Origin of the sequence: Streptomyces pratensis (assembly GCF_037137275.1) — a bacterium.
Taxonomy (GTDB): Bacteria; Actinomycetota; Actinomycetes; order Streptomycetales; family Streptomycetaceae; genus Streptomyces; species Streptomyces pratensis_B.
Genome location: NZ_JBBBEN010000093.1, coordinates 20,178 through 36,326, shown reverse-complemented (window position 1 = coordinate 36,326; position 16,149 = coordinate 20,178). Strand labels below are relative to the sequence as shown.

Genomic DNA, 16,149 nt, shown 5'->3' with positions numbered 1-16,149 from the left:
TGAGGGGCCGGGGGCCGCGCCGCCGCTCAGGAGCAGTACTGCGCCTCCTTGCCGATCGACCGGTACATGCAGTCCGCGTTCTCGATCAGCTGGAGCACCGCGTCCCGGTTGCGGGAGGTCTCGCGCTCGATGACCTCGTCCGGCGGGTAGAAGCCGCCGCTCCAGGAGGAGCGGGGATACATCTCGAAGGTGTAGCCGAAGATCCTCTGCGCGCCCCACAGCCAGTCGTCGATCGACCCGTCGGTGATGTAGAGGTCGCTGGACTGCTCGGCGGTGTAGCCGTTGCTCGCGGCCATCTTGCGGCCCACGGCGGCGAACGCGTCGCGGTCGTCGGCCGTCATGCCGGGGGCGGTGTCGTCGTAGGTGTAGCCGAAGGGCCACAGCACCAGTTCGCTGTAGGTGTGGAAGTCGATGGCCGCGGTGATCTGCTGCTTCCCGCCGACCACCCGGCTGCGGACGAAGTCCGCCACGACCCGCGTCTCGGGCGCGGACTCGGGGCCCGCCCCGCGATAGGTGTCGGACGAGGGGCTGGTGGAGGAACCGCCGCAGCAGCCCCACTTGTAGGCCCAGTTGCGGTTGAGGTCGGTGCCCACGGCGGAGGTGCCGGAGTTGGGCTGCCGGTTCTTGCGCCAGCTGCGGTACGAGCCGGATGCGATGTCGTACTCGCCGCCGTCGGGGTTCATGTCCGGCACGATCCACAGTTCGCGGCCGTTGACGGCCCGGGTGATCCGGGAGTCGGAGCCGTAGCCCTGGCCCAGCTCGCGGAGCAGGTAGAGCGACATCTCCACGGTCAGGTGCTCACGGGCGTGCTGGTGGGCGGTGAAGAGGACCTCGGGCTCGGCCTCGTCGGAGCCCACGTTGTCGCTGACCTTGACCGCGACGATGTCCCGGCCCTGGTAGGTCCTGCCGATGACGCGCTTGCTCATGATCGAGGGGTGGGCGGCGATGCGCGCGTCGATCTCCGCGCTCATCTCGGCGTAGTTGTGGTAGCGGGAGTCGGCGGGCGGGAAGTCGCGCACGCCGACGCCGTCCGCCGCGTGCGGTTCCGCGACGGGCGCGGGCAGGGCCTCCAGTACGTGGCCGCGCGCCCGGAGCTTCCTGGCCTGTGCGGCGTCCGCGGTGATCACGACGCCGTGGTCGTGCACCTCGTCGATCGAGACGCCCGCGCGGGCGATGTCGGTCCGGGCGGCGGGGGTGGTGCGCCCGGTGATCTCGTACTGGAGCGTCCGCTCGTCCGCGGCGACGGCCGCGCTCGGGGCCGAGGTCTCGGCGGTGGCCACGGCGGTGGCGGGGGCCGCGAGGCCGAGGGCGAGCAGGACGGCGAGTGCGGCGTGGCGTCTGGTCTTCGTCGGACGGGGTGTCCGTGGGGTGACGAGTCGCATGCTGGCAGTCTCCTGAGTCCGTCGGGGTGGGGGGTGGAGCTGTGCGACGGGCACAGAATCGTGCGATGTCATGGTCAGGTCAAGATAGGCGTTCCGGCCATCCCACCGCGGCCGGCGCCCGGCACGGGCCCGCGCGCGCACCGATCCGCCCCGCCCCCGCCCCACGGCCACCGCGGACGCCGGCCGTCACAGGGGCCGGGCCCGCGTCACCCGGAGCCGCCCGCGCCCCCGCGCCCCGCCTCCTCCTCATGGGCCAGTTTCCGCCGCAGCGCCGCCCTCTCCGGCTCGGCCCCGGCCAGCTCCAGCGCCTCCCGGTACGCCTCCGCGGCCGCCGCGCGCCGCCCCAGCCGGCTCAGCAGGTCCCCCCGCGCCGCGGCGTACGGGTGGTACGCGCGGAGCCTCGGCTCCCCCGCCAACGCGTCGAGCAGCGCCAGCCCCGCGCCCGGCCCGTCCCGCATCGCCACCGCCACGGCGCGGTTCACCGCCACCACGGGGGACGGGGCGAGGGTGAGCAGCACGTCGTACAGGGCCACGATCTGCGGCCAGTCCGTGGTGGCCACGTCCGCCGCCTCGTCGTGCAGGGCGGCGATGGCGGACTGCACCCCGTACGGCCCGGCCGGTCCGCCCGTGAGCGCCGCGACCACCAGCGCCCGGCCCTCCTCGATCATCGCCCGGTCCCAGCGCGCCCGGTCCTGGGCGTCCAGGAGCACCGGCTCCCCGCCCGGCCCGCTGCGCGCGTCGCGCCGGGCGTGGACCAGGAGCAGCAGCGCCAGGAGCCCGGCGCTCTCCCGCTCCGCGGGCAGCAGGCGGTGCAGTATCCGGGCCAGCCGGATCGCCTCCTCCGCCAGGTCCAGCCGCTGGAGACGCGGCCCTGAGCTGGCCGCGTAGCCCTCCGTGAAGACCGAGTAGACGACCTGGAGGACCCCCGGCAGCCGCTCCGGCAGCTCGTCGGGGCCCGGCACCCGGAACGGGATGCGGGCCTCGCGGATCTTCTTCTTGGCCCGCACGATGCGCTGGGCCATGGTGGCCGTCGGCACGAGGAAGGCCCGCGCCACCTCGGGCGTGGTGAGCCCGGCGAGGCAGCGCAGGGTGAGGGCGACGCGGTCCTCCGCGGCGAGGGCGGGGTGGGCGCAGGTGAAGAACAACTGGAGCCTCTCGTCGGCCGGTTCGCCCGCCCCGGCTCCGGCCGCGTCGGCCGGCGGCGCGGGTTCCGCCCGGACCGCGTCGGCCTGGAGGACGGCGAGCCGGGCCGCGTAGGCCGTCTCCCGCCGCAGCCGGTCCACCGCCTTGCGCCGGGCGGTCGTCAGCAGCCAGGCCCCGGGGCGGGCGGGGACGCCCTCGGCGGGCCAGTGGCGCAGGGCCGCCTCGATCGCCTCCGAGGTCACCTCCTCGGCCAGGTCGAGGTCCCCGAACCGGCGGACGAGGGAGGCGAGCAGCAGCCCGCGCTCCTCCCGGAAGACGGCCTCGACGGCCTCCCCCGCCGGACCGGAGAGGCCGTCCGCCCCGGAGAGCCCGTCCTCCCCGAAGACCGCTCCCTCGCCCGCCACCGCGCTCAGGCCCCGAAGTCCGCGACGGGCCGGACGACGACCGTGCCGCCGTCCCGTGCGCCGGGGCAACGGGCGGCCCAGTCGAGGGCGGCGTCCAGGTCGGGCACGTCGATCACGAGGAACCCGCCCAGCAGCTCCCGCGTCTCCGCGAACGGCCCGTCGGTCACGGTCCGCTCCCCCGCCGGTGAGACCCGCACGGTGGTCGCGGTCACCAGGTCGGCCAGCGACTCCCCGGAGACGAAGATCCCCGCGTCGCGTACGTCCTTGTCGTAGGCCATCCAGTCCTCGACGGTGCACTGGGGCGCGCCGCCCTGCTCGTCGGCGGCCCCGCTGTGGATCAGCAGCATGTACTTCATGGTTCGACTCCTGTCGTCGGTGTGTCGCCCCCGCCGTGCGGGGCGTCCTTCACCATGACGACGAACGGGGTCGGGGTCGATCGACACGCCGCCCGACTTTTTCTTCCCCGGCCTCGGGGAAGAGGCGGCGGCCCCTCCGGCAGCGGAGACCCGTGCGCCCCCGGGCGGGCAGGGCGGCGCCGCTCTCACGCGCTCACGAGATGCGGCCCGGCGCCCTCCGCACGGGCCTCGCGGCACTCCCGGCACACCCCCGGCACGGTCGACCGGAAGGCCCGGTCGCAGCCGTCGCAGGTCTGGAGGGGCACGACGGGCGCGGCGACCGGCAGCGGCGGCGGCAGGAGGGCGATCAGCCGGTGCCGCAGCAGCTTCGCCGGGTGCCGGAGGGGTACGGGCGGGTCGTCGGTGAGGGCCGCCCGTACCGCCTCCGGCCGCACCCCCCTCTCCAGCCAGGCCGCGACCCCGGGGCTGAGCCGCCGCACGTCCGCCTCTGTGAGGACGAACAGGGGCGCGGTGCGCCTGAGCCCGGCGAGGAGGTCGGCGGCCTGGCCGAGCAGCGCGGCGGTGGGACGGCAGGGGGCGGGGAGCGGCGCGGGCGGCGGCTTGGGCGCGGTGGGCGGCGGCACGGGACGGGGAGCGGGGGCGGGCTCCTCCCGTACGGCTGCGGCCCCGGGCGCCCGGACGAACACGGGCTCAGGCGCCGCTACGGGCGCGGGAACGGTCACCGGCGCGCGTACGGGCTCCGGGACGCGTACGGGCTCCGGCGCGGGCGCGGGGCGCGGGGCGGGCGCGGGCTTCGATGCGGGCGCGGGGCGCGGGGCGGGCGCGGCTTCACGCTGTGGTGCGAGCGCACACTCCGGCGCGGGCTCACGGCGCGGGGCGGGCGGGGGCGCGGCCCTCGTGCCGGAGACGGCGGCGTCGTCCGCCCGGCCGCCGCCTCCGGGTGGTTGTAGAACTCCGTACGCGTGGTGAACCGCCCGCCTCCGACGCGTTCACGGATGCGGCGCAGGAAGCCGTGGTGCTCCAGTTCCCGCAGGGCGGCGGCGATGCGGGCCTCGCTCTCCGGGAAGGCGTTCGCCAGCACCTTGACGCCCACCTTGGACCCGGGCGGCAGCGACTGGATGTGGGTGCCGAGGCCGATGGCCAGCAAGGACATGCCCCGGCGCTGGGAGAGCCGGTTGGAGATGATCGTGAAGCCGCCGGTGAGCCGGACGTTGATGTGCACGACACCGGAGGACGGTGCGTGCGAGGGCGCGCTAATGTGCACGGTATCCATCAGGAAGGCTCTCTCTTCCTCGGTGGTCAGGCCTTCGGTCGGGATGCCAGTCCCGGCCGGGGGCCGTCTCATGTCTGGGGTTGTGGTGAACGTGAGCATATGCCCGCCAACCGGCCCGGAATCCAGTCAGGTTGGCAAACCTCACCCGCGCGAGTGACGAGGCGTGCGCACGCACGCACCCGGGGTCGAACGGTCACAGAGGGGTGGGGTGGGGTGTTTCCCCCGCTCTTGAAGAGGTACTGAAAAGCCTTTACGTCGCGGGCCGCCACGACGCGGCCCACCACGTCCTCGTCCCCCGGGTCGCGGTGGTCCGGGTCGCGGTGGTCCGGGTCGCGGCGGTCCGGGTCGCGGCGGTCACGATCCGGTGAGCGCCACCTCCGCCCAGACCGTCTTGCGGGGGAACGGCCCGTGCTCCGTGCCCCACCTCACCGACAGCGCCTCGACGAGCAACAGCCCGCGCCCGCTCTCGGAGTCGACGGAGGGGGCCTGTGTGCACGGCAGGTGGCCGCCCCGGGTGTCGACGGCCTCGATGCGGAGGATGTCGTCGTACACGCTGAGCAGGATGCGGAAGTCCCGGCCCGGGACGCAGCCGTGGAGCGCGGCGTTGGTCGCCAGCTCGCCGATGACCAGGCTCGCGTCCTCCAGCGGCAGCCCCCAGGACCGCAGTTGCTCCGTCGCGAGGAGACGGGCGAGCCGAGCGCCGCGGCGGGTGGCGGAGAGCTGCACGGCGAACTGTCCGGTGCGGGCACGCGATGGGGTGATTTTTCGGTTCACGTCACTCAGAGTGGCCGACCGTACCTACTCTGAGAAGCACTGACGCGGGTACGGCCCGCCGCTGTCCCCGAAGTGCGGGGGACGTCCACGCCGTACGCGTCCGGCACACGTAGACGGGGTGGAGGCATCGGCCGCATGACTGACGTGAACAACCGGGTCCGTGAGGACCTCTCGGCGCTCGACGGGGACGACGAGGACAGGGACTTCGGCCTGGAGGACGACTCGGGCGCGGTCATCGCCGCCGTCGGCCGGCAGATCAAGCTGTGGCGGGAGGCCGCCGGGTTGCGCGCCGCCGAGCTGGGCGCGGCGATCGGATACAGCGAGAACCTCGTCTTCAAGGTCGAGGGCGGACGCCGCATCCCCAAGCCGGAGTTCCTCGACAGGACGGACGAGGTCGTGGGCGCGGGCGGCAAGGTCGCGGCGATGAAGAAGGACGTGGCGGAGGCGCGGTATCCGAGAAAAGTCCGCGACTTGACGAAGCTGGAGGCTGAAGCCGTCGAGATCGGCTCGTACGCGGGAGTGGTGATCGACGGGCTGCTCCAGACCGAGGAGTACACCCGCGCGCTGTACCGGGAGCGGCGGCCCGCGTACAGCGAGGACGACATCGACCGTCTGGTGGCCGCGCGGATGGCCCGCCAGGTGGTCTTCGACCGGAGGCCCGCGCCCCTGCTGACCTTCGTCCAGGAGGAGTCGACGCTGAGGCGGCGGACCGGAGGCAGAATGGTCCTGCGCCGCCAGCTCGAACACCTGCTTGAGCTGAGCCTGTTGAGGCATGTCGAGATCCAGGTCATGCCGATGGAGGCGGAGGAGCACGCAGGGCTGGGCGGTTCGCATGAGGTGATTAAGCTCAGGGACGGAAAGACCGTCGGGCACAACGAGGTGCAGCTCATCAGCGGGCTGATCACCAACCCGCGCGAGGTGCAGATCCTGGAGATGCGCTACAACCTGCTCCGGGCGCAGGCCCTCACACCCCGGCTGTCACGGCAATTCATCGAGAAACTGCTGGGAGAGACATGAGCACCGAATTGACCTGGTTCAAGAGCAGCTACAGCACCAATGACGGGCCTCAGTGCGTCGAGATCGCCACCACCCCCGCGACCGTCCACGTACGCGACTCCAAGCAGCTCCCGGCCGAAGGCCCGCACCTCGGCTTCGCACCGGCCGCCTGGACGGACTTCGTCGCTTACGCCTCCAAGGGCTGAGGAGTCAGGTCCCGGCCGGGCGCGCCGCCGGTCGGGGCGGAGGGGCGGGCCGCCGGGTGTGAACCTTTCCGGCCGCTGCGGGCAACAGGGGTGACCGACACCGACCGACGCACCCCTGGAGGCGCAGTGACCGGACCACCTCCGGCCCGCCCCGGCCCCGAGGAAGACAGCCGGGACGACGCCGACGTCATCGCGCAGTCCCTGGAGGAGCCCGAGCTGTTCTCCGGGCTCTACGACCGGCACGCCCCGGACATCCACCGGTATGCCGCCCGCCGGCTGGGGGAGGGCCCGGCGGACGACATCACGGCGGAGACGTTCCTCATCGCGTTCCGCACCCGGCACCGTTACGACACCGCCCACCGGCTGGCCCGGCCCTGGCTGTACGGCATCGCCGCCAACCTGATCGGCAGGCACCGGCGCAGCGAGGTGCGCGCGCTGAAGGCCCTGGCCCGGACCGGGCACGACTCCGTCGCCGCGTCGTGGAGCGACCGGGCGGACGACCGGATCGCCGTCCAGGCCCCCCTGGCGGGGGCGCTCGCCGCGCTCTCCTCCGGGGACCGGCACGTCCTGCTGCTCGTCGCCTGGGCGGACCTGGGCTACCAGGAGGTGGCCGAGGCGCTGCGCATCCCGGTCGGCACCGTCAGGTCCCGGCTGAACCGGGCCCGCCGCAAGGTCCGTGAGGCGCTGAGCGCCGATCCCGCGTTCGCCTCGGCAGAAGAGGAGCTGACTCCGTCATGGACGAAATGACCCGGCTGCGCGAGCTGCGTGCCGACGCGCCCGTGCCCGACCGCGCCGCCCTCGCCCCCGGCCGCAAGCGCCTGACCGACGCCATCGCGGGCGAGGGCCGCCGCGCCTTCCGGCTGCGGGCCCACTGGCGCGTGGCCTCGCTCGGGGCGGCGGCGGCGATCACCGCGGCGGTCCTGGTCCTCACCCAGGCCGTCGGCGGCCCCCCGCCCCGGCCCGCAGGTCCGGCGACCGTCGCGGGCGACCTCGACCTGTCCGGCCCGGCCGCCGCGCTGAACCGGGCCGCCGAGCACCTGGAGCTGCTGGAGGTCCCGCCGGAGCCGCGCCCCGACCAGTGGATCTACGTCCGGGAGGTCCACGGGCAGCCGGACCGGCCGACCCTGCCGGACGGGTCCGAGTTCCCGGTCTCCTTCGGGGGCGGCGAGCCCGACTCCTGGGTCCCGTACGACGACGAGGCGGCGGCGGACGACACCTCCGACACCGACTACCGGACGGCCCGCGAGTCCTACCGGATCGCCGCCGCGCTGCCGGACGACCCGAAGGCGCTGCTCTCCGAGCTCCGCGAGGCGTTCCCCACCGGGGACGGGACGAACGGCGAGGCGGAGGGCGAGGACGAGCACACCTTCCGGGCCGCCTCCGTCCTGCTCGGCTCGTATCCGCTCCCGCCGGACGCGCTGGCCCGGATCTACCGGGCGCTCGCCACGGTCGGCGGCGTCGACGTGACCGACCACCTGGTGAAGGACGCGGCGGGCCGTGAGGTCATCGCGGTGACCCGGGAGCACGACGAACAGCCCACGCGGCGGGAGATCCTGATCGACCCGGTGGGCTACGGCTACGCCGGGACGCGCGACGTCGTCACCGAGGAGCACGCGCTCACCGTCCCCGGAGGCCTGTCGACTGAGCCGTCCCCGGTCCACCACCCCGGGGACGTCCTGTACTCCGTCGCCCGCACTCACGCCGCCGTCGTCGACGCCAAGGGCGAGAAGCCCTGACCCCAAGGGCCGCAGGGGCACAGGGGTACAGGGGCGGGCGCCTATCGGCCGACCGTACCGAGGGGCCGCCGCGGGTCCGGTGTCCGGCGCAGGGGAGCGGACACCGGGCTCTCGGCGGCCCCTCGGCGGGCCGCCGGGCCGGCGGCCGGTTCACCCACGTGACCGAGCCCACCCTCCGCCCCGGCAGAACTCCCGTACGACTCCCGTGACAATGAACGGGTGATCACTTCGCCGGCACGGAGCCCCCAGCGTCGCACCGAGCATGCGGCGACCCCCTACGTCGACCTCGCGCGCGAGGAGTGGAGCGCGCTGCGGGACAGGACGCCGCTGCCGCTGACCGCGGAGGAGGTCGAGCGGCTGCGGGGGCTCGGCGACGTCATCGACCTGGACGAGGTGCGGGACGTCTACCTGCCGCTCTCCCGGCTCCTCAACCTCTACGTGCAGGCCACCTCGGGCCTGCGGGGCGCGCTGAACACCTTCCTCGGCGACGCCGGGAACGGGCACGGCGCCCAGAGCGGCACCCCGTTCGTCATAGGGGTCGCGGGCAGTGTCGCCGTCGGCAAGTCCACCAGCGCCCGCATCCTCCAGGCGCTGCTGGCCCGCTGGCCGGAGCACCCGAGCGTCGAGCTGGTCACCACCGACGGGTTCCTGCTGCCGATGAAGGAGCTCCAGGCGCGCGGCCTGACGTCCCGCAAGGGGTTCCCCGAGTCCTACGACCGGCGCGCCCTGACCCGCTTCGTCGCCGACATCAAGGCGGGCAAGGACGAGGTGACCGCCCCCGTCTACTCGCACCTGATCTACGACATCGTCCCCGGCGAACGGCTCACCGTCCGCCGCCCCGACATCCTCATCGTCGAGGGGCTCAACGTCCTCCAGCCCGCGCTCCCCGGCAAGGACGGCCGCACCCGCGTCGGGCTCGCCGACTATTTCGACTTCAGCGTGTACGTGGACGCGCGCGCCGAGGACATCGAGACCTGGTACCTGAGCCGTTTCCGCAAGCTGCGCGCGACGGCGTTCCAGGACCCGTCCTCGTACTTCCGCAAGTACACCCAGGTCTCGGAGGAGGAGGCCCTGGACTACGCGCGCACCATGTGGCGGACCATCAACAAGCCGAACCTGCTGGAGAACGTGGCTCCGACCCGCGGCCGTGCCACCCTGGTGCTCCGCAAGGGCCCTGACCACAAAGTCCAGAGGCTGTCCCTGCGCAAACTCTGACACGCCGCTCGCCGGCGACGGGAGGGCGACCGCCGCCGTGCTGCACCTGCGTCTGATCGTGCCGGCCGACACCACTCAGGAGGTCGTCTCCCTCCTGGAGTCCACCGCCGGCACCGCCCACCTGGTGGTCCTGCCCGGCGCGGCCCGCAGCCCGGCCGGGGACGTGGTGGAGTGCGACATGGCACGGGCGGCGGGTGAGGAGCTGATCGGTGCGCTGCGCCGCCTGGGGATCGACGAGTCCGGGGCGATCGCCGTGGAGTCGCAGGACCTCACGCTGTCCTCCTACGCCGATCGGGCCGAGCGCGACGCGCCGGGCGACAGCGCTGACGCGGTGCTGTGGGAGGAGCTGAGCGAGGCGACGAACGAGGAGTCGACGTTCAGCGTCACCTATGTGGCCTTCCTCGCCGTCGCCACCATGCTGGCCGCCTGCGGTGTGATGCTCGACAACCCGATCCTGATCGTGGGCGCGATGGCGGTCGGCCCGGAGTTCGGGCCGCTGGCCGGGATCTCGACGGCCCTGGTGCAGCGCGCCCCGCGCCTGGCGGGGCGCTCGCTGTGGGCGCTGCTCGGCGGCTTCGCCGCGGCGTTGGTCATCACCGCGGGCTTCGTGGGGCTGATGGACGCCTGCGGCCTGTTCGACCGCACGATGGCGGACCGGCCCCGCCCCAACACCGGCTTCATCTGGCACCCGGACTGGACGTCGTTCGTGGTGGCGTTCCTGGCCGGCGTCGCCGGGACGCTCTCGCTCACCTCGGCGAAGTCGGGGGCGCTGATCGGCGTGGCCATCTCGGTGACGACGGTCCCGGCGGCGGCCAACGCCGCGGTCGCCTTCAGCTACGGGGACTACGCCCAGACGGTGGGCTCGTCCCAGCAGCTCCTCGCCAACCTCGGCGGCATCGTGCTGGCCGGCACCCTGACCCTGCTGCTCCAGAAGGGCCTGTGGGCGGCGCGCCGGCGCCGGGCGGGCCACGACCCGGTCCGGCCCCCGAGCGGCCGGGCCCCGTCCGTCTGACCAGCCGCCGTCCGGGCCCACGACGACGGCCGGGCTCGCACCGGGGGGCCAGGACGGCCCTGGGCTCGGCCGCGCGGCCCGGCCTCCGCCGGGCGCCGCCGGACCTCACCGGGCCCGGCAGCGCCCGCCCGTCAGCCGAGCGCGGACTTCACCACATCCGCCAGCCGGCCGGCGACGGCCCGCGCCTGCTCGATGTCGGCCGCCTCGACCATGACCCGCACCAGCGGTTCCGTGCCCGAGGGGCGCAGCAGCACGCGGCCCGTGGCGCCCAGCTCCCGCTCCGCGTCGGACACCGCGGCGGCCAGTTCGGCGGAGGTCTTCACCCGCGACTTGTCGACGTCCGGCACGTTGACGAGGACCTGCGGCAGCCGCCGCATGACCCCGGCCAGCTCGGCGAGGCCGCGGCCGGTCGCGGCGACCCGGGCGGCCAGCATCAGGCCGGTCAGGGTGCCGTCGCCGGTGGTGGCGTGGTCCAGGACGATGACGTGCCCGGACTGCTCGCCGCCGAGCGCGTACCCCTCGGCCTTCATCGACTCCAGGACGTACCGGTCGCCCACGCCCGTCTGGACGAGCTGGATGCCCTCCCGCTCCATGGCGATCTTGAAGCCGAGGTTCGACATCACGGTGCCGACCACGGTGTCCTTGCGCAGCTGGCCGGCCTCCCGCATCGCGAGGGCCAGCACGGCGAGGATCTGGTCGCCGTCGACCTCCTCGCCCGACGCGTCCACGGCCAGGCAGCGGTCGGCGTCGCCGTCGTGCGCGATGCCGAGGTCGGCCCCGTGCTCGACGACGGCGGCGCGCAGCAGCGCCAGGTGGGTGGAGCCGCAGCCGTCGTTGATGTTCAGGCCGTCCGGCTCGGCCCCGATGGTGACGACCTCCGCGCCGGCGCGTGCGAACGCCTCGGGCGAGACCCGGGCGGCGGCGCCGTGCGCCTCGTCCAGGACGACCTTCAGCCCGTCGAGCCGGTTGGGCAGGACGCCGATGAGGTGGGCGACGTACCGGTCGAAGCCCTCCGCGTAGTCGGTGACCCGGCCCACGCCCGCGCCGGTCGGGCGGTTCCAGGGCTCACCGGTGCGGTGCTGCTCGTAGACCGTCTCGATGCGGTCCTCCAGCTCGTCGGCGAGCTTGTGGCCGCCGCGCGCGAAGAACTTGACGCCGTTGTCGGGCATCGCGTTGTGACTGGCGGAGAGCATCACGCCGATGTCCGCGCCGAGCGCGCCGGTGAGGTAGGCCACGGCGGGCGTCGGGAGCACGCCGACGCGCAGCACGTCCACCCCCGCGCTGGCCAGGCCCGCCACGACGGCGGCCTCCAGGAACTCTCCGGAGGCCCGGGGGTCCCGGCCGACCACCGCGGTCGCGCGATGGCCGGCGAACGTGCCCGCTTCGGCGAGTACGTGCGCCGCGGCGACCGAGAGCCCGAGCGCGAGCTCGGCCGTCAGATCGGCGTTGGCGACACCGCGCACTCCGTCCGTACCGAAGAGTCGTCCCACTGGTGTCCTCCGAAAGTGCTCCGAAACCACAAATCACAGCAAAGCAAGCGAACTACACAACCAAACAGCGAAAGCTGCGAAAACTACGAAAAAGCGCAAAAAGGCACGTCGGACGGCATGGCGCGGCCGAGATGAGACATGCGCGGCGGCGCTCCCCGGCCCGGTCCCGTCCGGGCCGATGAACGTCTTATGCCGTTATACGCCCGAGCGGGGCGATAGACGAACGCCCCGGCAGCACGAAGTGTGCCGCCGGGGCGAACGTGGCAGTCGAGCAGGCGTGATTAACGCTTGCTGTACTGCGGGGCCTTACGGGCCTTCTTGAGACCGGCCTTCTTGCGCTCGACCGCACGGTCGTCGCGGGACAGGAAGCCGTTCTTCTTCAGCGTGGCGCGGTTGTTGTCCACGTCCGCCTCGTTCAGCGCGCGGGCCACACCGAGGCGCAGGGCGCCGGCCTGACCGGAGACACCGCCACCCGAGATGCGGGCGACGACGTCGTAGCGGCCGTCGAGCTCGAGCACCTTGAAGGGCTCGTTGACTTCCTGCTGGTGCACCTTGTTGGGGAAGTAGTCCTCAAGGGTGCGACCGTTGATCTTCCACTTGCCGGTGCCCGGAACGATCCGGACGCGGGCGATGGCGTTCTTGCGACGGCCAAGGCCGGCCGCGGGCTGCGGGTCGCCGAAGCGGCCGGCGAGGGACTCGCTGGTGTACTCGCCCTCGACGGGAACCTCCGACTCGAAGGTGGTCACCTCGGCGAAGGTCTCCTCGCCCTCGGTGCCCTCGACGGGGGTCTCAACAGTGGTCTCGGCCACGATTCTCCTCAGATCTTTCTGTATGTCTTAGGGGGTGGCCGGAACTACTGCGCGACCTGGGTGATCTCGAACGGGACCGGCTGCTGAGCAGCGTGCGGGTGCTGGTCGCCCGCGTAGACCTTGAGCTTCGAGAGCATCTGACGACCCAGGGTGTTCTTGGGGATCATGCCCTTGATGGCCTTCTCGACAGCCTTCTCGGGGTTCTTCGAGAGCAGCTCGTCGTAGCGCACCGAACGGAGACCGCCCGGGAAACCGGAGTGGCGGTACGCCATCTTCTGGGTCTTCTTGTTGCCGGACAGGTGGACCTTGTCGGCGTTGATGATGATGACGAAGTCGCCCATGTCCATGTGGGGGGCGTAGATCGCCTTGTGCTTGCCTCGGAGGAGGTTCGCAGCCGTGGTGGCCAGACGGCCCAGGACGATGTCCTGAGCGTCAATGATGTGCCACTGGCGCGTCACATCTCCGGGCTTGGGGCTGTACGTGCGCACTTCGTAGCCTTCGCTTCTTCAGTGGATGAGGTCCAGACACATGGCACCCCTGAAGCGATCATGCAGCTGGGGCTCACAGTGCCGGGGACACTGCCCGTATGCGAGCCACTGGTAACTGCTCCAGAGAACCTGCGCACCGGCCCTTCGTGTGAAAACGACGGAGCCAATACGCGTAACAAACCCCGACACTACCCGTCCCGCCCCGGACGGGTCAAAACGCCTCCGCCCCTACCGGGCCCGCTCCACCCTCCGCTCGTCCCACACCGGCTCCGCCGTCTCCCGGACCACCCCGTCCGACCCGAAGACCAGATAGCGGTCGAAGGACTTCGCGAACCACCGGTCGTGCGTGACGGCCATCACCGTGCCGTCGTACACCTCCAGGCCGTCCTGCAACGCCTCCGCCGACTCCAGGTCCAGGTTGTCCGTCGGCTCGTCCAGCAGCAGCGCCGTGGTGCCGGCCAGCTCCAGAAGCAGGATCTGGAACCGCGCCTGCTGTCCGCCCGAGAGCTTCTCGAACGGCTGGTCCCCCTGACGCTCCAGCTCGTACCGCCGCAGCACCGACATCGCCCCGCCCCGGTCCTTGGCCTGCTCGGTCCACAGGATCTCCACCAGCGTCCTGCCGAGCAGCTCCGGATGCGCGTGCGTCTGGGCGAAGTGCCCCGGCACGACCCGCGCCCCCAGCCTCCACTCCCCCGTGTGCGCCACGGGCTCCCCCGCCAGCAGCCGCAGGAAGTGCGACTTGCCCGAGCCGTTGGAACCGAGGACCGCGACCCGCTCCCCGTAGTAGATCTCCAGGTCGAACGGCTTCATCAGGCCGGTCAGCTCCAGCTTCTCGCAGGTCACCGCACGCACCCCGGTCCGCCCGCCGCGCAACCGCATCCGGATGTCCTGCTCGCGCGGCGGCTCCGGCGGCGGGCCCGCCTCCTCGAACTTCTTGAAACGGGTCTGCATCGCGTGGTAGCGGTTGGCCATGTCCGGGCTGTTGGCCGCCTGCTGCCGCATCCGCAGGACCAGCGCCTTCAGCCGGGCGTGCTCCTCCTGCCAGCGCCGCAGCAGCTCCTCGAACCGCGCGAACCGCTCCTTGCGCGCCTGGTGGTAGGTGGCGAAGCCGCCGCCGTGCACCCACACGTCGCTGCCCGCAGGGCTCGGCTCGACGCTGACGATCTTCTCGGCGGCCCGGGACAGCAGCTCCCGGTCGTGGGAGACGAAGAGGACCGTCTTACGGGTCTCCTTCAGCCTCTCCTCCAGCCACCGCTTGCCGGGCACGTCCAGATAGTTGTCCGGCTCGTCCAGCAGCAGGACCTCCTCGGGCCCGCGCAGCAGCGCCTCCAGCACCAGCCGCTTCTGCTCGCCGCCGCTGAGCGTGCGCACCTCGCGCCACTGCGCCTTCTCGTACGGAACGCCCAGCGCGGCCAACGTGCACATGTCCCAGACGGTCTCGGCCTCGTAGCCCCGCGCCTCCGCCCAGTCGCTCAGCGCCTGCGCGTACGCCATCTGGGCCGCCTCGTCGTCGACGGTGAGGATCTTCTCCTCTGCCGCGTCCACCGCACGGGCCGCGTCCCTGATGCGCGGCTGCGCCACCGACACCAGCAGGTCCCGCACGGTCCGCTCGTCCCGCACCGAGCCCACGAACTGCGGCATCACGCCCAGTCCGCCGCTCACGGACACCGTGCCGCCGTGCGGCTGGAGCTCACCGGACAGCAGCCTCAGCAGGGTCGTCTTGCCCGCTCCGTTGGCCCCGACGAGGGCGACGACGGCTCCGTCGGCCACCCGGAACGAGGCGTCGCCGAGCAGCACCCGCCCGTCCGGTAGGTAGTACTCCAGGTGGCCTGCTTCAAGATGTCCCATACCCAGCATTGTCACGGCCCGCGAAGCTCCGGCCCAACCGGTTTACGGCAGGCTCCGGAACCGCCCCGCCGCCCCCGGGCGGATCAGCGCGCTGTCGTCGTGCGCCCGCCGGGGGCGGGGGGCAGCCCTTAGGATGCGCGCATGAGCTTTGGGCAAGGGGGGCCCTCCTGGGGGCCCGGGGGCGGCGGGACTCCGGACTGGGCGGCGCTGGCGGAGGAGTCCGCGGCACGCGCCCGCCGCAGGAAGCTGCTGATGATCGGCGGCGGTGTGCTGGCCACCCTGGCGGTCGGGGCGATCGTGACGACCGCGGTCGTCATGACCGACAGCGGGGGCAAGGGCCCGGCCGCCGGCGAAGCGAGCCGGCTGCCCGACCCCGCCGGCCTCCCGGAGGACCCCTCCGCGCCGGCCCCCACCTTCTCCCCGGTCGAGCCGCCGCCCCCGCCGGACCCCGAGGACTACATATCCAGCGCCCGCAAGGACACGGCGCCCGTCACCGTCGACGGGTTCTTCCCCGGCAGGAAGCTCACCATGGGCGACCGCGTCCACCTCAAGGGCGCGACGCACCTCACCGACGCCTGCGCGGCGGGCGCCCAGGGCGCGCTCGGCGCGGTCCTCACGGACAACGGCTGCCGGCAGCTCCTCCGCGCCACCTACCGCAAGGACGGGGTGGCCGTGACCGTCGGCATCGCCGTCTTCGACACAAAGGCCCACGCGAAGAAGACCGTCGACCAGGCCTCCGGCGGCATCGCCTCGCTCAGCGGCGGGGGCGTCGACACCTTCTGCCGCGGCGGCACGGTCTGCCGCCGCACCGCCAACTCCCACGGCCGCTACGCCTACTTCACCGTCGGCGGGTTCCTCGACGGCAAGCGGGTCACCACCAGGGACGAGAACGTGTACACGGTCGGCGACGACCTGGCGGAGTTCACCTTCCGCCAGATCCACCAACGGGGCCGGCTCCAGGCCTCCCAGGCGGCCGCCGACCCCCACGGCTGACCCCGCCCGCCGCGCCCCGCCGAC

18 protein-coding genes are annotated in these 16,149 nt (G+C 73.0%); 8 read left to right on the top strand and 10 right to left on the bottom strand.

Going from position 1 to position 16,149, the window contains the following annotated elements:
- Nucleotides 1–26: 26 nt before the first annotated feature.
- From V9U70_RS19535 to V9U70_RS19515, 5 genes are all read right to left on the bottom strand, one after another.
- Nucleotides 27–1,382, bottom strand: a complete 1,356-nt coding sequence (locus V9U70_RS19535; protein ID WP_336676958.1) for a M14 family metallopeptidase — start codon at nt 1,380–1,382, stop codon at nt 27–29.
- Nucleotides 1,383–1,588: 206 nt separating this feature from the next.
- The gene (locus V9U70_RS19530; protein ID WP_336676956.1) at nt 1,589–2,929 is read right to left on the bottom strand and encodes an RNA polymerase sigma factor; all 1,341 of its coding nucleotides are present in this window, start codon (nt 2,927–2,929) and stop codon (nt 1,589–1,591) included.
- Nucleotides 2,930–2,934: 5 nt separating this feature from the next.
- Nucleotides 2,935–3,285: a YciI family protein gene (locus V9U70_RS19525; protein WP_336676954.1), complete on the bottom strand. Its 351-nt coding sequence runs from the start codon at nt 3,283–3,285 to the stop codon at nt 2,935–2,937.
- Between the two features lie 185 nt (nt 3,286–3,470).
- On the bottom strand, nt 3,471–3,971 hold the full coding sequence (locus V9U70_RS19520) for a hypothetical protein (protein ID WP_336676952.1): 501 nt from the start codon (nt 3,969–3,971) through the stop codon (nt 3,471–3,473).
- A 32-nt stretch (nt 3,972–4,003) separates the two neighbouring features.
- Nucleotides 4,004–4,558 (bottom strand): hypothetical protein, encoded by a 555-nt coding sequence (locus tag V9U70_RS19515; protein WP_336676950.1) that lies wholly within the window; start codon nt 4,556–4,558, stop codon nt 4,004–4,006.
- Between the two features lie 203 nt (nt 4,559–4,761).
- Here V9U70_RS19515 and V9U70_RS19510 point away from each other — a divergent pair, with 203 nt between their 5' ends.
- A complete protein-coding gene (locus V9U70_RS19510; RefSeq protein ID WP_336676948.1) occupies nt 4,762–4,926 on the top strand; it encodes a hypothetical protein in 165 nt (54 codons plus the stop codon).
- Here the strand turns inward: V9U70_RS19510 and V9U70_RS19505 are convergent.
- A complete protein-coding gene (locus V9U70_RS19505; RefSeq protein ID WP_336676946.1) occupies nt 4,913–5,332 on the bottom strand; it encodes an ATP-binding protein in 420 nt (139 codons plus the stop codon). The two genes, V9U70_RS19510 and V9U70_RS19505, sit on opposite strands and share 14 nt — an antisense overlap.
- A gap of 135 nt (nt 5,333–5,467) precedes the next feature.
- Here V9U70_RS19505 and V9U70_RS19500 point away from each other — a divergent pair, with 135 nt between their 5' ends.
- The 6 genes from V9U70_RS19500 (at nt 5,468) to V9U70_RS19475 (ending at nt 10,497) form a co-directional block, all read left to right on the top strand.
- The gene (locus V9U70_RS19500; protein WP_336676944.1) at nt 5,468–6,349 is read left to right on the top strand and encodes a helix-turn-helix domain-containing protein; all 882 of its coding nucleotides are present in this window, start codon (nt 5,468–5,470) and stop codon (nt 6,347–6,349) included.
- Nucleotides 6,346–6,534 (top strand): DUF397 domain-containing protein, encoded by a 189-nt coding sequence (locus V9U70_RS19495; protein ID WP_336676943.1) that lies wholly within the window; start codon nt 6,346–6,348, stop codon nt 6,532–6,534. The genes V9U70_RS19500 and V9U70_RS19495 overlap by 4 nt, the downstream gene beginning before the upstream one ends.
- Before the next feature lie 126 nt (nt 6,535–6,660).
- Nucleotides 6,661–7,281 (top strand): RNA polymerase sigma factor, encoded by a 621-nt coding sequence (locus V9U70_RS19490; protein WP_336676941.1) that lies wholly within the window; start codon nt 6,661–6,663, stop codon nt 7,279–7,281.
- A complete protein-coding gene (locus V9U70_RS19485) occupies nt 7,269–8,270 on the top strand; it encodes a CU044_5270 family protein (protein WP_336676939.1) in 1,002 nt (333 codons plus the stop codon). The genes V9U70_RS19490 and V9U70_RS19485 overlap by 13 nt, the downstream gene beginning before the upstream one ends.
- Nucleotides 8,271–8,489: 219 nt before the next feature.
- On the top strand, nt 8,490–9,485 hold the full coding sequence (gene coaA, locus V9U70_RS19480; RefSeq protein ID WP_336676935.1) for a type I pantothenate kinase: 996 nt from the start codon (nt 8,490–8,492) through the stop codon (nt 9,483–9,485).
- A 37-nt stretch (nt 9,486–9,522) separates the two neighbouring features.
- Nucleotides 9,523–10,497, top strand: coding sequence for a DUF389 domain-containing protein (locus tag V9U70_RS19475; RefSeq protein WP_336676933.1), 975 nt, complete (start codon nt 9,523–9,525; stop codon nt 10,495–10,497).
- A 131-nt stretch (nt 10,498–10,628) separates the two neighbouring features.
- Here V9U70_RS19475 and glmM read toward each other — a convergent pair whose 3' ends face one another.
- The 4 genes from glmM to V9U70_RS19455 all read right to left on the bottom strand — a co-directional run bounded on the left by glmM (nt 10,629) and on the right by V9U70_RS19455 (nt 15,132).
- On the bottom strand, nt 10,629–11,987 hold the full coding sequence (gene glmM, locus V9U70_RS19470) for a phosphoglucosamine mutase (RefSeq protein ID WP_336676931.1): 1,359 nt from the start codon (nt 11,985–11,987) through the stop codon (nt 10,629–10,631).
- Nucleotides 11,988–12,268: 281 nt separating this feature from the next.
- Nucleotides 12,269–12,796 carry a 30S ribosomal protein S9 gene (gene rpsI / locus V9U70_RS19465; protein WP_336676929.1) on the bottom strand — a complete coding sequence of 176 codons (528 nt, stop codon included), beginning with the start codon at nt 12,794–12,796 and terminating at the stop codon, nt 12,269–12,271.
- Between the two features lie 44 nt (nt 12,797–12,840).
- Nucleotides 12,841–13,284: a 50S ribosomal protein L13 gene (rplM, locus tag V9U70_RS19460; protein ID WP_018960214.1), complete on the bottom strand. Its 444-nt coding sequence runs from the start codon at nt 13,282–13,284 to the stop codon at nt 12,841–12,843.
- Nucleotides 13,285–13,512: 228 nt separating this feature from the next.
- Complete coding sequence (locus tag V9U70_RS19455) at nt 13,513–15,132, bottom strand: ABC-F family ATP-binding cassette domain-containing protein (RefSeq protein ID WP_336676925.1); 1,620 nt, start codon at nt 15,130–15,132, stop codon at nt 13,513–13,515.
- 141 nt (nt 15,133–15,273) lie between these two features.
- On the opposite strand from V9U70_RS19455, the gene V9U70_RS19450 reads away from it, so the two are divergent.
- A complete protein-coding gene (locus V9U70_RS19450; protein ID WP_336676923.1) occupies nt 15,274–16,125 on the top strand; it encodes a hypothetical protein in 852 nt (283 codons plus the stop codon).
- The last annotated feature ends 24 nt before the right edge of the window (nt 16,126–16,149 follow it).

Excerpts from the sequence above, each read along its gene's own strand:
- V9U70_RS19535 (WP_336676958.1), bottom strand. The coding sequence starts at position 1,382 with ATGCGACTCGTCACCCCACGGACACCCCGTCCGACGAAGACCAGACGC.
- V9U70_RS19525 (WP_336676954.1), bottom strand. The coding sequence starts at position 3,285 with ATGAAGTACATGCTGCTGATCCACAGCGGGGCCGCCGACGAGCAGGGC.
- V9U70_RS19515 (WP_336676950.1), bottom strand. The coding sequence starts at position 4,558 with ATGGATACCGTGCACATTAGCGCGCCCTCGCACGCACCGTCCTCCGGT.
- V9U70_RS19500 (WP_336676944.1), top strand. The coding sequence starts at position 5,468 with ATGACTGACGTGAACAACCGGGTCCGTGAGGACCTCTCGGCGCTCGAC.
- V9U70_RS19495 (WP_336676943.1), top strand. The coding sequence starts at position 6,346 with ATGAGCACCGAATTGACCTGGTTCAAGAGCAGCTACAGCACCAATGAC.
- V9U70_RS19485 (WP_336676939.1), top strand. The coding sequence starts at position 7,269 with ATGGACGAAATGACCCGGCTGCGCGAGCTGCGTGCCGACGCGCCCGTG.
- V9U70_RS19455 (WP_336676925.1), bottom strand. The coding sequence starts at position 15,132 with ATGGGACATCTTGAAGCAGGCCACCTGGAGTACTACCTACCGGACGGG.
- V9U70_RS19450 (WP_336676923.1), top strand. The coding sequence starts at position 15,274 with ATGAGCTTTGGGCAAGGGGGGCCCTCCTGGGGGCCCGGGGGCGGCGGG.